The sequence below is a fragment of the Klebsiella sp. HMSC16C06 genome (genome assembly GCF_001808325.1).
GTDB classification, from domain to species: Bacteria; Pseudomonadota; Gammaproteobacteria; order Enterobacterales; family Enterobacteriaceae; genus Klebsiella; species Klebsiella variicola.
This window is the reverse complement of the sequence record NZ_KV792973.1, coordinates 1-19,315: the sequence shown is the minus strand read 5'-3', so window position 1 is coordinate 19,315 and position 19,315 is coordinate 1. Positions and strand designations below refer to the sequence as shown.

Genomic DNA, 19,315 nt, shown 5'->3' with positions numbered 1-19,315 from the left:
GATGCGATTACCACGAATATCGCCGGCACAGGAGTGCCTGCTACCGGCGTCCCGTTATCAGCCGTTCCGCTGACTATTCGATTCGCTGGAAGACTTTTTTACTTCCATCCGGTGAGAATGCGATAACATCGTAAGCCTCTTTTCGGGCTCCCATCTCCATTCCAGGACTTCCTGCTGGCATACCGGGGGTGGCGAGACCGTATATACCCGAACCAGACTGCATTGCCTTATGTATCGTTGTCGCAGGCACATGGCCTTCAATGATCAAATTACCGGCAACCGCGGTATGACAACTTCGTAGTCCTGCAGGAATAGCATGCTTTTCTTTCAGGGCTGACAGCGCCTGATCATTCATGACGTGAGTTCGTACTTCAAACCCGTCTTTTTCCATCGCTTTGCCCCACAGGGAACAACAGCCACAGTTTTCAGATTTGTACATATCAATCACTTTTTCACTCGCCATCGCGGGTAGTGAAAGGCCGAGAGCCAGCGCCATTAGAACCACTTTTTTCATACTCACCTCTGTATATTATCGATATAAACCCTGACGTCAGGGTGAATCAGTAAAGAAGGACACCCACAGGGGGTGCCCTTTCAGGTTCAGGACACGCTTTTTTTATGTCTGCGCAGCCAGATTAATTTGTAGGCGGCAGGAATAATGAACAGGGACAGCAGCGGAGCCGTGATCATCCCACCAATCATGGGTGCCGCGATACGGCTCATGACTTCTGAACCTGCACCGGTTCCCCAGAGTATTGGCAGCAGACCCGCAATGATCACCGCCACGGTCATGGCTTTCGGCCGGACACGCAGTACGGCACCATGATAGAGGGCTTCATCAAGGCCTTCCGGTGTGAACGTCTCTTTACGGGACAATTCCGGGTGCGCTTCAATGGCATGACGCAGATACATCAGCATGACCACGCCAAACTCTGCTGCCACCCCGGCCAGGGCGATAAACCCGGTTCCGGTCGCCACTGACATATGGAAGCCCTGCCAGTACAGGAACCATATCCCGCCAACCAGGGCAAACGGCAGGCTCATCAGAATAAGTAAGGCCTCATCAGCCCGGCGGAATGCCAGATATAACAGGATGAAGATGATCATCACCGTCATCGGTACCATCAGTTTTAATTTCTTATTGGCGTGCTCGAGTAATTCAAACTGTCCTGAGAATGCCACACTGGTCCCCGGTCTCAGTTTCACTTTCTCACTGATGGCCGTCTTAATATCGTTCACCACCGACACCATGTCCCTGCCGCGGGCATCAACATAAATCCAGCTGGCTGGCCGGGCATTTTCGGTTTTCAGCATGGTTGGTCCGGAAACGACCTTAATATCGGCAACATCGCCCAGCGTAATTTGCTGCTTCATTGGGGTCAGGATTGGCATCTCTCTCAACGCCTGCGGACTGTTACGGTAATCCTGCGGATAGCGAATGTTAATAGGGTACCGGGCCACGCCTTCAACCGTCTCACCCACCATAGCCCCACCGATTGCTGAAGAGACGAACAGCTGGACGTCGCCCACAGTCATCCCGTACCGGGAAGCTTTCTCCCGGTTGATATCGATATCGATGTAGCGCCCGCCCTCAAGTCGCTCAGCCAGGACAGACACCACGCCAGGCACGGTTTTGGCTACCGCCTCGATACTCTGCGCCGTCGCGTCGATATCGGACAGAACAGTCCCGGACACTTTGATACCTATCGGGCTTTTGATCCCGGTTGAGAGCATATCAATACGGTTACGGATAGGCGGCACCCAGAGGTTTGCCAGACCCGGTAAACGGACTGTCCTGTCGAGTTCATCAATAATCTTGTCAATTGTCATGCCGGGACGCCACTGATCCTCAGGTTTGAGCTGGATCGTGGTTTCCACCATTTCGAGCGGCGCGGAATCCGTTGCGGTCTCTGCTTTACCGGTCTTGCCAAATACAGAAGCCACTTCAGGAACGCTTTTGATTAACTTGTCTGTTGTCTGCAGGAGCGCTGCAGCTTCTGCCGGAGAGACGCCAGGCAAGGTCGACGGCATATACAGCAGATCGCCCTCGTTAATCTTCGGCAGAAATTCACCGCCCACCTGACTCAGTGGCCAGATAACCGTGAAAATGGACAAGGCCGCAACCAGCAGGGTTGTTTTTGGCCAGTGGAGGACCCGCAGCAGCAAAGGATGATACGCTTTGATCAGCACCCGGTTCAGGGGGTTACTTGTCTCGGCAGGAATTTTCCCCCGGATCCAGAATCCCATCAGAATAGGAATGACGATGATGGCCAGTGCGGCCGCTCCCGCCATGGAGTACGTTTTCGTGAATGCCAGCGGGCCAAACAGACGACCTTCCTGCCCTTCCAGGGTAAAGATAGGAATAAAGGACAGGGTGATGATCAGCAGGCTAATGAACAACGCGGGTCCCACTTCCACGGAGGCGTCGGTAATCACCTTCCAGCGGGTGGCGTTGTCAATCTGCTCACCCGGATGCTGATGATCCCACTCCTCAAGCCGTTTGTGCGCATTTTCAATCATCACAATGGCGGCATCCACCATCGCACCGACGGCAATCGCTATCCCTCCCAGCGACATGATATTGGCGTTCAGTCCCTGGAAGTGCATGACGATAAAGGCGATACACAGGCCAAGTGGCAGAGAAATAATCGCCACCAGGGCAGAACGGACATGCCAGAGGAACAGTGCGCAAACGACAGCAACAACGATAAACTCTTCAAGAAGCTTGTAACTGAGGTTATCAATCGCCCGGTCGATTAACTGGCTGCGATCGTAGGTGGTCACGATTTCAACGCCTTCCGGCAGGCTGGCCTTCAGCGTCTCCAGTTTATCCCTCACTGCCGTGATAACGTCGCGCGCATTTTTACCCGACCGCAGGATCACCACGCCGCCAGCGACTTCTCCCTGGCCGTTCAGCTCGGCAATACCACGCCTCATTTCGGGCCCGGTCTGCACGCGGGCAACATCCCGCAGATAAACCGGCACGCCGTTCTCACCTGTTTTCAGGACGATGTTATTAAAATCATCAATGCTCTGAAGATAACCGCTGGCACGGACCATATACTCCGCTTCGGCCATTTCAACGGATGAGCCACCGGCCTCCTGGTTAGACGATTCAAGTGCCTGTTTCACTTCGGGCAGGCTGATACCGTACTGGGACAGTTTTACCGGATTGACCTGAATCTGGTACTGTTTCACCACGCCGCCAACCGAAGCGACCTCAGCCACGTTCGGGATGGTTTTCAGCTCAAATTTCAGGAACCAGTCCTGCAGAGAGCGCAGTTCTGAAAGGTCGTGTTTTCCGTTGCGATCGACAAGGGCATATTCAAAAATCCAGCCCACACCCGTGGCATCAGGACCGATTTCAGAACTCACACCGGCAGGCAGTTTTCCCTGAACCTGATTCAGATATTCCAGCACGCGGGAACGGGCCCAGTACAGATCGGTGCCGTCTTCAAAAATGACATACACATACGAATCCCCGAACTGTGAAAAACCACGCACGGTTTTTGCGCCAGGTACGGACAGCATGGTGGTGGTAAGTGGATAGGTGACCTGGTTTTCTACAATCTGCGGGGCCTGGCCGGGATAGCTGGTTTTGATAATGACCTGTACATCTGACAGGTCAGGCAAGGCATCGACCGGCGTGTTAATAATCGTCCATGTACCCCAGATGCTGAGAAACAGGGCCCCCATCATGACCAGGAAACGGTTGGCGACAGAGCGCCGGATAATCCATTCAATCATCGTCGTCTCCTCAGTGCCCTGAATGCATATTTACAGGCTGGTCAGACATTGCTGGCATACTGCTTTCTGTTTTTTCAGGGTGGCGCATACGTTCCAGCGGGCCCGTAATATTGGCTTCGGAGTCAATGAGGAACAGGCCACTGACCACCACGGTATCGCCTTCATTCAGGCCGGAACCGATGCCGGACTGTTGCTGTGATTCATGCAGAACGTGGATCTGTTTCGGCACAAACTTGCCTTCATCATCAACAGTAATCACGCGCTGTTCTTTGCCGGTATCGATAACGGCCTGGCTTGGTATCAGCAGCCTCTCCTGGCTCTTGGTATTCAGTTTCAGATAGGCATTCATGCCCGGCTTGAGAAACTCATCCTTATTAGAAACCTGGAGACGGACCTGAAGCGTACGGGTTGTCTGATCCACGCTGGGAAGAATGTTCCATTTTTCGACATGGAATGTTTTATCCGGATAAGCCGGTACCGAAATTTCAAACTGCGACGTATCTTTCAGCAGATATGCGATAGATTCTGGCACTGCAGCGCTGATCCAGACCGGGTCCATCCCCTGAATCTGAGCCACTACTTTATCTTTCGAAATATTCATGCCGGTGCGCAGGTCAAACGCAGTAATGACACCATCAATAGGTGCTTTAATGGTAAAACGGGTCTGGATTGTGCGGGTTGAACGCAGCCTTTGAATATCCTCTTCCGGCATACCAGCCAGACGAAGTCGCTCCAGAACCCCTTTTATCTGGGTTGACGTACCGCCTGTACCGGATAACAGCAGGAACTCACTTTGTGCCTCAACCCATTCAGGAATGGTGATATCGATAAGCGGAGTGCCTTTCTTCACATGATCGCCAATCGTCAGGGGATACACTTTTTCGACGAAACCGTCAGAGCGCGCCTGCACAATGACAAACTGATACTCGTTGTAACTGACATTAGCCGGGATTGTCTGGGAATAATTCAGCATTCCTCGCGTGACTTTTTGCGTTTTTAATCCCAGATTCTGAACCTGCGTTGGATCGATACGGATCCCGCCACTGCTTTTATCGCCACTTTCATCAGCATATTTCGGCACCAGGTCCATATCCATAAAGGGAGATTTTCCGGGTTTATCAAATTTGGTATCCGGTTTCATCGGGTCATACCAGAAAAGTACCTTTCGCTCCGGTGCCTTTTGTTCGGTTTGTACTGTTTTTTGTGATGAGTTTACATACTGCCAGGCAGTAACCGATATCAGCCCCCCTGCTATGAGGCTGCTGATAATTATTGCAGCATATTTTATCTTTAAAGAAGCCATACAATTTCTCGCTGAAAAATCAAAACACCTGGCATATGCGCCCGATCATTCATTCACAGTAATCCCTTAATGAATGTTCAGGCGCACTGGATGTATTCGCTCCGGACTGATAATCAGGATTGCGTAACGTTAATGCTTTTGAGTAAGGAGATATTGCCCTGCTGAATAAACGAGAAATCGACATGGTTGCCGGTTTTCAGGGCATTGATAGCGTCGTCTGCATTAACAAAAGTGAAGCGCATGGTCATTGCAGGCCAGCCCACAGCAGGGATTGCTTCGTGCGAAATGGTAATCTTTTTACTATTCATATCAATGTCTTTAACGACACCGGTGCCCTTGATAACCTGCTGTACCGAAGCATCACTGGCAGCATTCATATCGCCATGCTGATGTGTTTCAGCATGAAGACCGGCAGAAAACATGACAGAGAAGGCACCAAATAAAACGGCTTTAAGTGAATTACGCATTTTTAATTTCCTGATTAATTAAATAAATTTACTCTACCCAACCGCCACCCAGCGCGGTAAACAGATTAATTTCGTTAACCTGTCGGGAATAGGTAAGATCGAGAATGGTTTGCTGCGTAGCGAAGAGGGAACGTTCTGCATCCAGCACTTCGATGTAACTGACAGCACCACTTGCATATAATCCTCTGGCACGCTGGAGAGTTATCTGAAGTGAATCAAGATAACGCTGCTGTGACTCAAGTTGCTGGCTAAGGCTGTCGCGCAGCGCAAGCGTGTCGGAAACATCCTTAAAGGCTGACTGAATTTTTTGTTCGTAATTAACCACCGATTGTTGCTGGCGAATTTCAGCCAGCTTCAGATTGGCTTTATTCCTGCCAGCATTAAAAATAGGAATTTCAATTTTAGGGATAAAATTCCACATTCCACTTCCTGACGTAAACAGGCTTGACAGCTCCGTACTGCTTGCGGAAAGACCACTGGTCAGGGTAATGGAGGGGAAAAAGGCCGCTCGCGCTGCGCCAATATTGGCATCAGCCGCTTTCAGCTGATATTCCGCTTCCATAATATCCGGTCGCTGCAGCAAAATTTGTGACGACAGATTTGGTGGCAATTTTACTGGTGCGATCTCCCCGCCTTTCATCCCTTTTTCTGACGGAAGTGCGCGGTACGTTCCCAGCACCAGTTGCAGGGCATTGTTTGCCTGAGCCAGATCGCCTTCTCGTTTGGCTATTTCGGCGCGGGTACTTTCGATTTGTCCTCTCGCCTGTTCAAGTGCCAGAACGTTCGTACTCCCGGTCACGAGCTGTTGCTCAACGAAAGCATAGGACTGTTCATAATTTTTCAGCGTTTCCCGCGCAATACGGAGTTGTTCGTACGCCAGTTGCTGGCTGAAATAGCTCTGTGAAACGCTGGAGACCAGCAGGATGTGTACGGCCCGACGGGCTTCTTCGCTGGCAAAGTAGTTCTGGCGGTCAGCATCACTCATGTTCTTAAGTTTGCCGAAAAAATCGAGCTCATAGCTGAGCTCCAGACCCGCGTCGTACTCCTGTGTGGTCGGCTTGTCACCTTTCAGACCACCGTTGTATGTGATCCCGGATGAGGCATTCAGCTGGGGATAACGATCTGCATCCGTGACGTTGAACTGGGCCCGGGCCTCTTCAACCTTCAGGGCAGCCATTCTCAAATCACGGTTATTATTCAGGGCTTCACCGATCAGCCTGCTGACCTGGGGATCGACAAAAAAGTTTCGCCAGCCCGTATCCTGATAGCTGTTTACCGCAGGCGTCAGACTGTTTTTAGACAATGAAAACTGCTGGGGAACCGGAGCTGGCGGACGCTGATATTCAGGTGCCAGAGAAACACAACCAGCCAGGATGAATATGGTACTGATGCTGAGTAATTTTAATTTGAACATAACGCTTCTCGTACAGGCAGACCTGGTAAATGGTTCAAACGAAATCCAGAGTATTGATAGGGATACTTTACCGAACGCTCTCTGTTTGCCGGGTGACAGGATAATGACAATGTTGTCATTTTTGCTGTAATCCGTTGATAACGATCGTGGGCGCAATAAAATGACATTAGCAGCCAGCCGGGGAGCAAGATGAAAATATTGATCGTCGAAGACGAAATTAAAACAGGTGAATATCTCAGCAAAGGGCTTACAGAGGCAGGGTTCGTAGTGGATCACGCTGATAATGGTCTTACCGGATATCATCTCGCCATGACAGCCGAGTATGATTTAGTCATTCTGGATATCATGCTACCTGATGTGAACGGCTGGGATATCATCCGCATGCTGCGCACTGCCGGAAAGGGTATGCCGGTCTTACTGCTGACAGCCCTCGGCACGATCGAACACAGGGTCAAAGGACTGGAACTGGGTGCGGACGATTATCTGGTTAAACCCTTTGCGTTTGCCGAACTGCTCGCCCGGGTGAGAACCCTTCTGAGGCGGGGAAACACGATGATCACGGAAAGCCAGTTTAAGGTGGCTGACCTCTCGATTGATCTCGTATCCAGAAAAGTCAGTCGCGCCGGAAACCGCATTGTGCTCACCAGTAAAGAGTTCAGCCTGCTGGAATTCTTCATTCGCCATCAGGGAGAGGTTCTTCCCCGCTCCCTGATTGCCTCTCAGGTCTGGGACATGAATTTTGACAGCGACACTAATGCGATCGATGTCGCAGTAAAGCGACTCCGCGCTAAAATAGACAACGATTACGGGACAAAGCTGATCCAGACAGTCCGGGGCGTGGGCTACATGCTGGAGGTCCCGGATGCATAGCAAACCTTCCAGACGCCCTTTCTCACTCGCTCTGCGGCTGACCTTTTTTATCAGCCTGTCCACGATACTGGCTTTTATCGCCTTCACCTGGTTTATGCTGCATTCTGTTGAAAATCATTTTGCCGAGCAGGATGTCAGCGATCTTCAACAAATCAGCACCACACTGAACCGTATACTGCAGTCCCCGGTGGATCCGGATGATAAAAAAATAAGCAAAATAAAGGAATCAATTGCCAGCTACCGCAACGTTGCCCTTTTGCTCCTCAATCCCAGGGGTGAAGTGCTCTTTAGCTCAGCTCAGGGGGCGGCACTACGCCCGGCAGTGAATTCAGCAGATTTTAGCGAGCACAGCCGCGCACGGGATGTCTTTCTCTGGACGGTGGAGGATCCTGCGGGACCGATGGATACCGGGTCCGAAATGAAGATGGAAACATACAGGATTATCGCCTCCTCTGGTCAGGCGATATTTCAGGGCAAACAGCAGAACTATGTCATGCTGACTGGCCTATCCATTAATTTCCATCTCCATTACCTCGATGCGCTGAAAAAGAACCTGATTGCGATTGCCGTCGTGATAAGCCTGTTGATTGTTCTGATCATTCGAATCGCTGTCCGTCAGGGGCACCTGCCCCTTCGTAATGTCAGCAATGCCATTAAAAACATCACCTCCGAGAATCTTGATGCGCGACTGGAACCGACACGCGTTCCCATTGAGCTGGAGCAACTGGTTATCTCGTTCAATCATATGATTGGAAAGATTGAGGATGTCTTTACCCGCCAGGCCAATTTCTCTGCCGATATCGCGCATGAGATCAGAACGCCCATCACCAATCTGGTGACGCAGACTGAAATCGCACTGAGTCAGGATCGAACACAGAGGGAACTTGAGGATGTCCTCTATTCCAGTCTTGAAGAGTATAACCGGATGACCAAAATGGTCAGCGATATGCTGTTCCTGGCACAGGCAGATAATAATCAGCTGATACCTGACAGGGTCATGTTTGACCTCAGAGCGGAAGTCATGAAAGTCTTCGAGTTTTTCGAAGCCTGGGCCGAAGAACGCAATATCACGCTCAAATTTAACGGGATGCCCTGCCTGGTTGAGGGAGATCCACAAATGTTCAGAAGGGCGATCAATAATCTGTTATCCAATGCCCTGCGTTATACCCCGGAGGGACAGGCAATCACCGTCTCAATAAGAGAGCAGGAGAGCTTTTTTGACCTTGTGATTGAAAATCCGGGGAAACCGATCCCTGAAGAACATTTATCAAGGCTGTTTGACCGTTTTTATCGGGTGGATCCATCCAGACAACGAAAAGGAGAAGGCAGCGGCATCGGCCTTGCGATTGTGAAGTCAATCGTGGAAGCACATCACGGAAGAGTGCAGGTGGAATCAGACGTACGCTCCACGCGTTTTATCTTATCCGTGCCCAGACTGGAGAAAATGATCCCGGAAACCCAATGCTGAAAATAAAGATGTAAATGACAAAGATGTCATTAGCCTGTCATGCAGCAAACAGAAGCCATTCGATATAATTAGTGCAACTTATCAGGAAGGCTGGATTGCTTCATCAATACCCGGCGTCAGAGTACGCCAGGAAATGAATATCCAGCCCTCTTCCGGAGAAATAAACGCTGCCGAACTTGTTTCAGTTATGGAACTGAAAACACCGGTTGTACTTCCCCGGACATCACTAATTCAGAAATGGAGAGTTATCATGAAAAATATCGTATTAGCATCTTTGCTGGGCTTTGGTTTAATTTCATCGGCCTGGGCCACTGAAACCGTGAATATCCATGATCGCGTCAACAATGCACAGGCTCCTGCTCACCAGATGCAGTCTGCTGCGGCTCCTGTCGGGATCCAGGGGACTGCTCCTCGTATGACCGGTATGGACCAGCATGAACAGGCCATTATTGCTCATGAGACCATGACGAACGGCTCGGCGGATGCGCACCAGAAAATGGTGGAAAGTCATCAGAAGATGATGGGAAATAACACGGTATCCACGACCGTCCCGTCAACGTCTTACGCGGCGATGAATGAGCATGAAAGAGCAGCGGTTGCCCATGAATTCATGAATAACGGGCAATCCGGCCCACATCAGGCCATGGCCGAAGCGCACCGCCGCATGATCAATGCAGGCTGAATGCGACGGTAGTATCCGTGCTGTTACCTTTTCCCTGATAGATTTTCCTGAAACAACGTTGCTACATTTTTGCCCCCCGTCAGGGGGCTTTTTTGTCTGACTCAGCTACACTTAACCGGTACCTGTCTGAAAGGAATTATTATATGAAAATCAAAAACACCCTTTTTGTAATATTAATGTTATCCCTGCCAGCCATTTCTGCTGAACATTCGGAAATGAAAATGTCAGATATGCACTCATCGGCATCATCACAGGAATATATGGCTGGCATGAAAAATATGCATGAAAAAATGATGGCCGCCGTTAATGAATCCAATCCCGATAAGGCCTTTGCAAAAGGTATGATCGCACACCATGAAGGGGCAATCGCAATGGCTGAGACCGAGCTCAAATACGGAAAAGATCCCGAAATGAGAAAGCTTGCGCAGGACATCATTAAAGCTCAAAAAGGTGAAATTGAGCAGATGAATAAATGGCTTGACAGTCATAAATAATGAACACTGGAGTGTTGTCTTGCGCACCCTCTTAGGGTACCCCCGGACACGAAAATATATAGCACTTAACTAATTAAAAACCCGAATAATTTCGGGTTTTTAATGTAACTTTCTTTTCTGAACGGAAATAATAGTCATACAACTTAATTTTCTTGTAATTACTCCTACTTTTAATCAGGTACTGGACGATGGATAACGACTCCCGCCTGAGAGGGAAAATCCGTCTGGTTACCTGGCGCTATACTTAACCGATTGATCGACGTGCCATGCTGGTAAAATATTAAAATCCTCCCCCATAAATCTGAACCACATGACAGGATTGATAGTCAGGCAGTATTTCACATTCATTGCTAAAAAATAAAAATAAGCATGCATCTTCTCGAAGATTAATTACCTTCCATCTTGTAAAAAAGAATCAAATCCTCTAATAATATCTCGATTCCCGCTTTTTTTAATACATCTTTCCGCTCGGCATATATTTTCCTCAACATATCTTCAAACCCCTTGCCAAGATGAATTTGTTTATGGCAGTTGCAACATAGTGATATGATATTCTCTTCCACATCCAGTGAATTCTCAAAATAGTCTTGCTTTGACATCGGGACAATGTGATGAGGTTCTGTGTAATTTAGAGGAGAGTTTCGCCTTCTGAACGTTGGATGGTCGCAATTAATTTCACATTTATAATCAGCTTTGTTAAGCGCATTTTTTGAAACAGATTTACTTCTTGGGTATGAGAGTCCATTTTTGACTTCTATTGCAGCTTTCTTAGGTTTCGCTTTTTCGCTATACTCAAATGTCTGAGTAACGTCAAAGTGATTACTTTCTTCTAGAGCAGTGATCAAATCATTATCTGAGTAAAAATCAATGCTTGAGCTTTCGTTCGTACTAAAAAAATCTAGTTCTTTTATTGCCTGAACAAGTTCTTCACGGATAGTCCATAAATTTCGCTTTGGGTTTCCTTTAATTTCTCTACTTTTCATGACTGTAATGAATTTTGTCCCGGAAGCAATCTTTCCGACTCCTTTAACCTCGAATCGGCCAAGCTGCTTCTGAACTCTTCCACCCAACCCATTGATTACACCATTAGCACTCATACTGTGCAGGTCGTACTTCTTGCCGATATCGAAACATGTACAGGAATGGTCTGGCTCAATGAACCATTTTTTTAACGCTGCAATACTTTTGTCATCAAAAACTTTTTTATCCCTTAATAAAATCTTCCATTCTTCAACGCTAATATCTATATCACAGACGTATTCACCATCAATTACTTCACATATTTTTTCAATCATGTCCATAACTCTCTTGTAACACAGGCTTTGTAATAATGTAAAATCCGTTACACGGCGTTGTATGTAATGTCATTGTCTCTTGGACTCCTACAGTCCAAAACAACTTTGTGTTTTGTTGTCCAAAAACTTTTTGTTGCCGTGAGTTCTCACTGAGATAAATCTCGCCTTGAGCGTATCACATCAGCAGACTTCCTCTCAACCTTATGGACTTAACCCGGTCATTCTTCACGACAAAGAAAGTACGGCATTTTACATGACGAAGAGACGGTCTCAGCTTCACATGACCGGATAACGTTTTTAATGTACTTCATTATTACGGCACGGGTGTTCAACGAGTATTTTTAAATATTAATCATTTTGTTTAACGGGTGGATAGGCTTTGTTGAATAAATCGAACTTTTGCTGAGTTGAAGGATCAGATCACGTATCTTCCCGACAACGCAGACCGTTCCGTGGCAAAGCAAAAGTTCAAAATCACCAACTGGCCCACCTACAATAAAGCCCTCATCAACCGTGGCTCCATAACTTTCTGGCTGGATGATGAAGCTATTCAGGCCTGGTATGAGTCAGCAACACCTTCTTCACGAGGCAGACCTCAGCGCTATTCTGACCTTGCCATCACGACTGTGCTGGTCATTAAACGCGTGTTCAGGTTGACCCTGCGGGCTGCACAGGGTTTTATTGATTCCATTTTTACACTGATGAATGTTCCGTTGCGCTGCCCGGATTACACCAGTGTCAGCAAGCGCGCAAAGTCGGTTAATGTCAGTTTCAAAACGTTCACCCGGGGTGAAATCGCGCATCTGGTGATTGATTCCACCGGGCTGAAGGTCTTCGGTGAAGGCGAGTGGAAAGTCAAAAAGCATGGCCAGGAACGCCGCCGTATCTGGCGTAAGCTGCATCTCGCCGTTGACAGTAAAACACATGAAATCATCTGCCCTGACCTGTCGCTGAACAATGTGACGGACTCAGAAGCCTTCCCGGGTCTTATCCGGCAAACCCACCGGAAAATCAGGTCAGCCGCCGCCGATGGCGCTTACGATACCCGGCTATGTCACGATGAACTGCGGCGTAAGAAAATCAGCGCGCTTATCCCTCCCCGAAAAGGTGCGGGTTACTGGCCCGGTGAATATGCAGACCGTAACCGTGCAGTGGCTAATCAGCGAATGACCGGGAGTAATGCGCGGTGGAAATGGACAACAGATTACAACCGTCGCTCGATAGCGGAAACGGCGATGTACCGGGTAAAACAGCTGTTCGGGGGTTCACTGACGCTGCGTGACTACGATAGTCAGGTTGCGGAGGCTATGGCCCTGGTACGAGCGCTGAACAAAATGACGAAAGCAGGTATGCCTGAAAGCGTGCGTATTACCTGAAAACACAACCCGCTACGGGGGAGACTTACCCGAAATCTGATTTATTCAACAAAGCCGACCTGCTGGTGAAAACTGTTAAACTCACACCGGAAGCCAACCAGGATCTTGAGGATATCTGGTATTACGGGTACCACCATTTCGATGAGGAGCGGGCCGAAAGATATATTAATTTGCTCTCCGGTATTTTTTGTTTTTGAGTGACCATAATATCGCTCCCCTTTCCTGAACTGGAGAATACATATTGGCACTACCCGTTGAACGGTATATGCTTTATTTTCTGCATACTAATACTGAAATTTTTATTATCCGTATATTAAGTCAGCATCAGGATGCAGGCCGTCATCTTAACTGACACTAGTCAGTGACTACATTGCGCTGCGTGAAAACTGACAGGGTTACAGGGGTGTACCAGGTCAGAATTCACGTAGCGCATCCTCCCCTTCTCTGCTTCCTTCCTTTTTTGGTTCGATCCTGTTTTCCTGGCATTACCCCAATTCTCCCAAAAACCGTAAAACAGCCATCAACCCGCGTCATGACTGGCTTCATGGAGGATCTGAGCAGAAAAAGGATCCTTTACGTATTTGGTTTTACCCGCAATAATGCGGGATAAGACAACAAAAGGATCCGCGCGCTGCGATTTATTGTCATGGCAGGATCGGCCCGTCAGGTGCAAAATACCTGTATCCATAAACAGTGCGTGCGCTACGTGAAAAATAACTCATGAACAGCATCATTCCCCTGCAGAATTCACCAGAACGCGTCTCCCTGCTGCCGATCGCCCCGGGCGTTGATTTTGCGACCGCGGTGGCACTCCGGCGGATGGCCACCTCAACAGGTGCCACGCCGGCTTACCTCCTGGCGCCGGAAGTGAGCGCCCTCCTCTGGTATATGCCTGACCAGCGTCACCACATGTTGTTCGCCACCATGTGGAATACCGGGATCCGTATCGGTGAAGCCCGGACGCTCACCCCGGAATCGTTCGACCTGGATGGTCTGCGCCCGTTTGTTAGGGTGCTGTCGGAGAAAGTGCGCGCGCGGCGCGGGCGGCCACCAAAAGATGAAGTGCGACTGGTGCCGCTGACGGATGCCAGTTTTGTGCGTCAGATGGAAAGCTGGATGGTCACCACCCGCCCCCGCCGGCGTGAGCCGTTATGGCCGGTCACGGATGAGACAATGCGCAACTGGCTGAAACAGGCGGTGAAGCGGGCTGAAGCTGACGGCGTGCATTTTTCGATCCCCGTGACGCCGCATACTTTCCGTCACAGCTATATTATGCACATGCTTTATCACCGGCAGCCCAGGAAGGTCATCCAGGCACTGGCCGGGCATAAGGATCCGCGCTCGATGGAAGTCTATACCCGGGTATTTGCGCTGGACATGGCTGCCACCCTGGCCGTTCCCTTTACCGGTGACGGTCGCGATGCCGCGGAGATCCTTCGCTCCCTGCCCCCGGCCGGCTGAGATTGGCACGCCTGGCATGACGTCCTGTATTCCGCTAATACGGAATACAGGAGCAGAGCGCATTCAGCCCCCTCCCTGCTCCAGCACACCAGTCCATCATGCTGATGACTGAACCGCCGTGGTCTTACCCGGTGACCTGCAATCCTGCAGGCATCAACATACCGCAGACAAGACAGGGCACAATGCAGGCATTCTGGCCGTGCATCCCACGGTGCGTTATTTCCTGAAAGCTCAGCGAATCATCCCGTTAACTGCGACAGTCATTGACCATCTGTGGCCCACATTTTTCTGCCATCCGGCTCCCGTTTCCTGATCGCATTTAGCAGCGTGAAGCTGGCGCCGGGTTATACAAACAGCTGCAGTCTCATCCTGCCGGGCTAAATCTGCAGTACACAGGGGAACGGATACCATCAGGTAACATGACCGTCTCAGCATCCGATTGAGATCTTCGTAAGGAGTATAGAGCTTTACTGAAAAATTGACTGTGGCATGTTATCACCCATGAAATAGTGAACAGACCAGGGAATACCCCCGTTAAACCCGCATGCCGTAGTCAATATCTGCGTATCAAGACCCGAAATCACATATTACAGTCAATATTGTTCGATCCGGGCAGACATGATAGAGAATAAATATTGACTGCGGTATGCGTGATGCATATCACAGTCAATGGAATGTCCTTAGCGGCATACGGCAGTCATGATATGCATATCGCAGTCAATTTTCTGGCTTCATCGCTGAGAGGGCTTCAGCCAGTTTAAGAGGATCGATGCCCGCAGCCTTCAGCGCCTTAATGACTTCGTCATAATTTTGCTCTGGCGCCTTCTCTTCTTCCTCATTGCGCGGAACCTTCACAGGGCCACTGATGAGTTTGGGGTTGCGATAATGCACGCTGAAATAGGTGGCTCGGCCACGTTTAAACTCGGTGTAATCCAGATAACCAATATCCCGCAGCTGCTCCATCGCCTTACGCACCGTGTGGTTCTGCGTATAGACATTTGAGGTGAGATTCAGCCGGTCACGCATCCGTTTCATGGAAATAGGTGCAGGATTCGGGGGAAGACTTTCGATGTAGGTATAAAGCGCCTGGGCTGATTCCTTGCGCTGCAGGGCGTCAATGGCTTTCAGCCGCAGCAGTACCCTTCTGTCCATGTGGTAAAGCTCAAACAGCTTAGGTTCAGCCTTGATCTCAACGATATCCTCGTTGATGTCATAATAGGCTGACTGCACCAGATGTGTGGTCCATCCTTTGGTCTCGCTCTGGAACTTCAGCGTAACCGAGGCGAGTTTAAACAGGGAATTACTGATGCGATCGCGCATTTTTTTGTTTGAACGACGGGAGTCAAATCCGCACATCTTAACGAATTCGACGAACGACAGTTCCAGGGTGTCACTTTTTACCCCATACTCCGACATGGAGCGAATTATCCCCAGCCAGACTTTAAAATCCGTGTCCATATCAAGACGCGAACCGGTGATCTTAACGTCAGTGTATCCTTCGCTTTTGGCAATGGACAGCTGTACAAGCTCCTCAGTCGCGTCTGTAACGTTTTTCCGGTTCGCCTTGCTCTTCCCTGTTGATTTCAGAGTTGGGACGAAGAGACCGAGTCTCATGAGCGCTACTGGCTGCACGGTACTGGTGCTGTTGACATCCAGCTTAACAACTTCACCGGTTGTCTTATCAACCTCCTGAAGGTTCAGAAGTAAGCTGTTATTTTCGCTCGTCATCTTGATCCTCAACGGTTATCCACAAAAGGATGTAGTAATACGTATCGCAGTCAACGGATATACATACCTCAGTAAATACCGTTGCATATCACAGTATTAGATTATGCATATAACAGTCAACATTTTACATTCCACAGTCGATCCAGACAGACGTTAAAGCCAGTTACAGCGCATGCTGGAGCGATCCGGGGATCTCTTTTGGATCTCATTATGATCTCCTTGGGATCAATTATTGGATCGAGACCATGAATAACCCAGATACAAGCCCGGAAGCGCCACGCCAGATATCCAGAACCCTGGCCTTATTTTCCTGAATACGCTCTGGAAGATTGAGATCTACAAGTACAACAATGAAACATTGACTGCGGTATGCTGAGTCGTCTTTCCTCTTCCTCGACACAGATGCGGTAAGCATCATACCATAGTCAATATATTACATACCGCAGTCAATTTCATTATAACTGGCTGATCCCGAGCCATCTTTAGCAACCCGACGTACGTGCAATCTGTGAATTCTGTGATTTTCCGCTTCCTCGCCGCTTTCTCACTGTGTGAGATCGCTTACTGCGGCGAGCGGCAGTGATTAATATTGACTGCGGTATGTACTCTTTTGTAATCCCCTGCGTTCTTTCATTACCCAATGTGGTTCACTTTGCACTTTTTCGTGCACTTTGCGATTTTATTGTTGCTTTGCAATAAATTCCAAGATTTAATAAAATAATGCAAAGTGATGATTAAAGGATGTTCAGTATGGGACTCATGGATACACTCAACCAGTGCATAAGTGCTGGTCATGAAATGACGAAAGCAATCGCCATTGCACAGTTTAATGATGACAGTCCGGAAGCCCGGAAAATAACCCGGCGCTGGAGGATTGGTGAAGCGGCAGATTTAGTTGGCGTGTCATCTCAGGCTATCAGGGATGCCGAGAAAGCTGGCCGGCTGCCGCACCCTGATATGGAAACCCGTGGGAGAGTTGAGCAACGCGTTGGTTATACCATCGAACAAATCAATCACATGCGGGATGTATTTGGTACACGACTGCGCCGTGCTGAAGATGCGTTTCCGCCGGTGATTGGCGTTGCAGCTCACAAAGGTGGTGTTTACAAAACCTCAGTATCCGTTCACCTGGCTCAGGATCTTGCTCTGAAAGGACTCCGTGTTCTGCTTGTTGAAGGCAATGACCCACAGGGAACTGCTTCTATGTATCACGGATGGGTGCCCGATCTTCATATTCATGCTGAGGACACTCTCCTGCCCTTTTATCTTGGGGAAAAGGATGACGCCAGCTACGCTATAAAGCCCACCTGCTGGCCTGGCCTTGATATCATCCCGTCCTGTCTGGCACTGCACCGCATTGAAACCGAGCTGATGGGGAAATTTGACGAAGGCAAATTACCTGCTGACCCGCACCTGATGCTCCGTCTGGCCATTGAAACTGTCGCTCATGATTATGACGTGATAGTTATCGACAGCGCACCCAACCTTGGTATCGGTACGATAAATGTTGTATGCGCTGCTGATGTTCTGATTGTCCCTACTCCGGCAGAGCTGTTCGACTACACCTCCGCACTGCAGTTTTTCGATATGCTTCGTGACCTGCTTAAGAACGTGGATCTTAAAGGCTTCGAGCCAGATGTCCGTATTCTGCTTACCAAATACAGTAATAATAATGGCTCGCAGTCCCCGTGGATGGAAGAACAAATTCGGGATGCCTGGGGAAGCATGGTCCTTAAAAATGTTGTGCGCGAAACGGATGAAGTCGGCAAAGGTCAGATCCGTATGAGAACCGTTTTTGAACAGGCTATTGATCAACGTTCTTCAACCGGTGCCTGGCGTAATGCCCTCTCTATCTGGGAGCCTGTTTGCAATGAGATTTTTGATCGTCTGATTAAACCACGCTGGGAGATTAGATAATGAAGCGTGCTCCTGTCATTCCAAGACATACCACACATACTCAATCGACTGAAGATACTTCATCACCGGCGCCGGCCGCGCCGATGGTGGATTCATTAATTGCGCGCGTGGGTGCTATGGCCCGCGGTAATGCAATCTCTCTTCCGGTAAGTGGGCGGGAAGTAAAATTTACCCTTGAGGTGCTCCGGGGAGACTCTGTTGAGAGCGCTTCACGCGTATGGTCAGGCAATGAGCGCGATCAGGAACTACTTACCGAAGATGCTCTGGATGATCTCATTCCTTCATTTTTACTGACCGGTCAGCAGACTCCAGCTTTCGGCCGCCGGGTTTCTGATGTCATAGAAATTGCAGACGGCAGCCGTCGCCGTAAAGCCGCAATCCTGACGGAAAGTGATTATCGCGTTCTGGTTGGTGAACTGGACGATGAGCAGATGGCTGCATTGTCCCGACTGGGTAACGATTATCGGCCGACGAGTGCTTATGAACGTGGCCTGCGTTATACAAGCCGGCTGCAGAATGAGTTTGCAGGAAATATTTCTGCGCTTGCCGATGCGGAAAACATTTCTCGTAAGATCATTACCCGCTGTATTAATACGGCCAAACTGCCTAAATCCGTTGTTGCCCTGTTTGCACATCCTGGAGAACTGTCTGCCCGGTCAGGTGAAGCCCTTCAGAAGGCTTTTGCAGATAAAGAAGAATTACTGAAGCAGCAGGCTGAGACTCTCCACGATCAGAAGAAAGCGGGACTAATCTTTGAAGCTGAAGAGGTCATTAGTCTTTTAACATCCGTACTGAAACAATCTCCCGCATCAAGAGTTAATCTGAGCTCACGTCATCAGTTTGCTCCAGGGGCAACAGCATTGTATAAGGGCGATAAAATGGTGCTTAACCTGGATAAGTCCCGCATTCCTGCGGAGTGTATAGAGAAAATAGAAGCCATTCTTAAGGAGCTTGAGAAACCAGGAGTCTGATGCGGACACGCATTATTCTACGGTGATCTCCCTTTACTTCATTTCCTTTCTCACAGGCCAGAAAACATAACTGGCCTGAATATTCTCTCTGGGACCACGGTCCCACCTGCGTCATCTGTCAG

General features: G+C 49.2%; 15 protein-coding genes. 8 read left to right on the top strand and 7 right to left on the bottom strand.

Translation table 11 applies throughout. The features are described from left to right. Nucleotides 1-73: 73 nt before the first annotated feature. The 5 genes from HMPREF3142_RS00645 to silC all read right to left on the bottom strand — a co-directional run bounded on the left by HMPREF3142_RS00645 (nucleotide 74) and on the right by silC (nucleotide 6,931). A complete protein-coding gene (locus HMPREF3142_RS00645) occupies nucleotides 74-514 on the bottom strand; it encodes a DUF411 domain-containing protein (RefSeq protein ID WP_000758228.1) in 441 nt (146 codons plus the stop codon). Nucleotides 515-600: 86 nt separating this feature from the next. Further along, on the bottom strand, nucleotides 601-3,747 hold the full coding sequence (gene silA / locus HMPREF3142_RS00640; RefSeq protein WP_004098958.1) for a Cu(+)/Ag(+) efflux RND transporter permease subunit SilA: 3,147 nt from the start codon (nucleotides 3,745-3,747) through the stop codon (nucleotides 601-603). A 10-nt stretch (nucleotides 3,748-3,757) separates the two neighbouring features. Then, nucleotides 3,758-5,050, bottom strand: coding sequence for a Cu(+)/Ag(+) efflux RND transporter periplasmic adaptor subunit SilB (gene silB / locus HMPREF3142_RS00635; RefSeq protein ID WP_070611369.1), 1,293 nt, complete (start codon nucleotides 5,048-5,050; stop codon nucleotides 3,758-3,760). Between the two features lie 113 nt (nucleotides 5,051-5,163). Then, nucleotides 5,164-5,517, bottom strand: a complete 354-nt coding sequence (cusF, locus tag HMPREF3142_RS00630; protein ID WP_001246153.1) for a cation efflux system protein CusF — start codon at nucleotides 5,515-5,517, stop codon at nucleotides 5,164-5,166. A 28-nt stretch (nucleotides 5,518-5,545) separates the two neighbouring features. Beyond that, on the bottom strand, nucleotides 5,546-6,931 hold the full coding sequence (gene silC / locus HMPREF3142_RS00625) for a Cu(+)/Ag(+) efflux RND transporter outer membrane channel SilC (RefSeq protein ID WP_023292107.1): 1,386 nt from the start codon (nucleotides 6,929-6,931) through the stop codon (nucleotides 5,546-5,548). A gap of 189 nt (nucleotides 6,932-7,120) precedes the next feature. Between silC and silR the strand changes: the two genes are divergently transcribed. The 4 genes from silR (at nucleotide 7,121) to HMPREF3142_RS00605 (ending at nucleotide 10,445) form a co-directional block, all read left to right on the top strand. Then, complete coding sequence (gene silR, locus HMPREF3142_RS00620; RefSeq protein ID WP_000697969.1) at nucleotides 7,121-7,801, top strand: copper/silver response regulator transcription factor SilR; 681 nt, start codon at nucleotides 7,121-7,123, stop codon at nucleotides 7,799-7,801. Beyond that, nucleotides 7,794-9,269, top strand: a complete 1,476-nt coding sequence (gene silS / locus HMPREF3142_RS00615; protein WP_000555737.1) for a copper/silver sensor histidine kinase SilS — start codon at nucleotides 7,794-7,796, stop codon at nucleotides 9,267-9,269. Before silR ends, silS begins: the two co-directional genes overlap by 8 nt. Before the next feature lie 250 nt (nucleotides 9,270-9,519). Continuing rightward, nucleotides 9,520-9,951 (top strand): silver-binding protein SilE, encoded by a 432-nt coding sequence (gene silE, locus HMPREF3142_RS00610; protein ID WP_000790483.1) that lies wholly within the window; start codon nucleotides 9,520-9,522, stop codon nucleotides 9,949-9,951. 143 nt (nucleotides 9,952-10,094) lie between these two features. Further along, nucleotides 10,095-10,445 (top strand): CopM family metallochaperone, encoded by a 351-nt coding sequence (locus HMPREF3142_RS00605; protein ID WP_000694953.1) that lies wholly within the window; start codon nucleotides 10,095-10,097, stop codon nucleotides 10,443-10,445. 386 nt (nucleotides 10,446-10,831) lie between these two features. Here the strand turns inward: HMPREF3142_RS00605 and HMPREF3142_RS00600 are convergent, their stop codons facing one another. Then, nucleotides 10,832-11,740 (bottom strand): HNH endonuclease, encoded by a 909-nt coding sequence (locus HMPREF3142_RS00600; protein ID WP_001372261.1) that lies wholly within the window; start codon nucleotides 11,738-11,740, stop codon nucleotides 10,832-10,834. Nucleotides 11,741-12,147: 407 nt separating this feature from the next. Here HMPREF3142_RS00600 and HMPREF3142_RS00595 point away from each other — a divergent pair, with 407 nt between their 5' ends. Then, entirely contained in the window at nucleotides 12,148-13,116 is a 969-nt protein-coding gene (locus tag HMPREF3142_RS00595; protein ID WP_077264187.1) for an IS5 family transposase, read from the top strand. 720 nt (nucleotides 13,117-13,836) lie between these two features. Then, nucleotides 13,837-14,577 carry a tyrosine-type recombinase/integrase gene (locus HMPREF3142_RS00590; RefSeq protein ID WP_001515717.1) on the top strand — a complete coding sequence of 247 codons (741 nt, stop codon included), beginning with the start codon at nucleotides 13,837-13,839 and terminating at the stop codon, nucleotides 14,575-14,577. A gap of 717 nt (nucleotides 14,578-15,294) precedes the next feature. On the opposite strand, the gene HMPREF3142_RS00585 is transcribed toward HMPREF3142_RS00590, so the two are convergent. Then, the gene (locus HMPREF3142_RS00585; RefSeq protein ID WP_038992771.1) at nucleotides 15,295-16,305 is read right to left on the bottom strand and encodes a replication initiation protein; all 1,011 of its coding nucleotides are present in this window, start codon (nucleotides 16,303-16,305) and stop codon (nucleotides 15,295-15,297) included. A gap of 750 nt (nucleotides 16,306-17,055) precedes the next feature. Here HMPREF3142_RS00585 and sopA point away from each other — a divergent pair. Together sopA and HMPREF3142_RS00575 are read left to right on the top strand one after the other, a co-directional pair. After that, entirely contained in the window at nucleotides 17,056-18,222 is a 1,167-nt protein-coding gene (gene sopA, locus HMPREF3142_RS00580) for a plasmid-partitioning protein SopA (protein WP_000523812.1), read from the top strand. Beyond that, complete coding sequence (locus HMPREF3142_RS00575) at nucleotides 18,222-19,193, top strand: ParB/RepB/Spo0J family plasmid partition protein (RefSeq protein WP_004206785.1); 972 nt, start codon at nucleotides 18,222-18,224, stop codon at nucleotides 19,191-19,193. Before sopA ends, HMPREF3142_RS00575 begins: the two co-directional genes overlap by 1 nt. The last annotated feature ends 122 nt before the right edge of the window (nucleotides 19,194-19,315 follow it).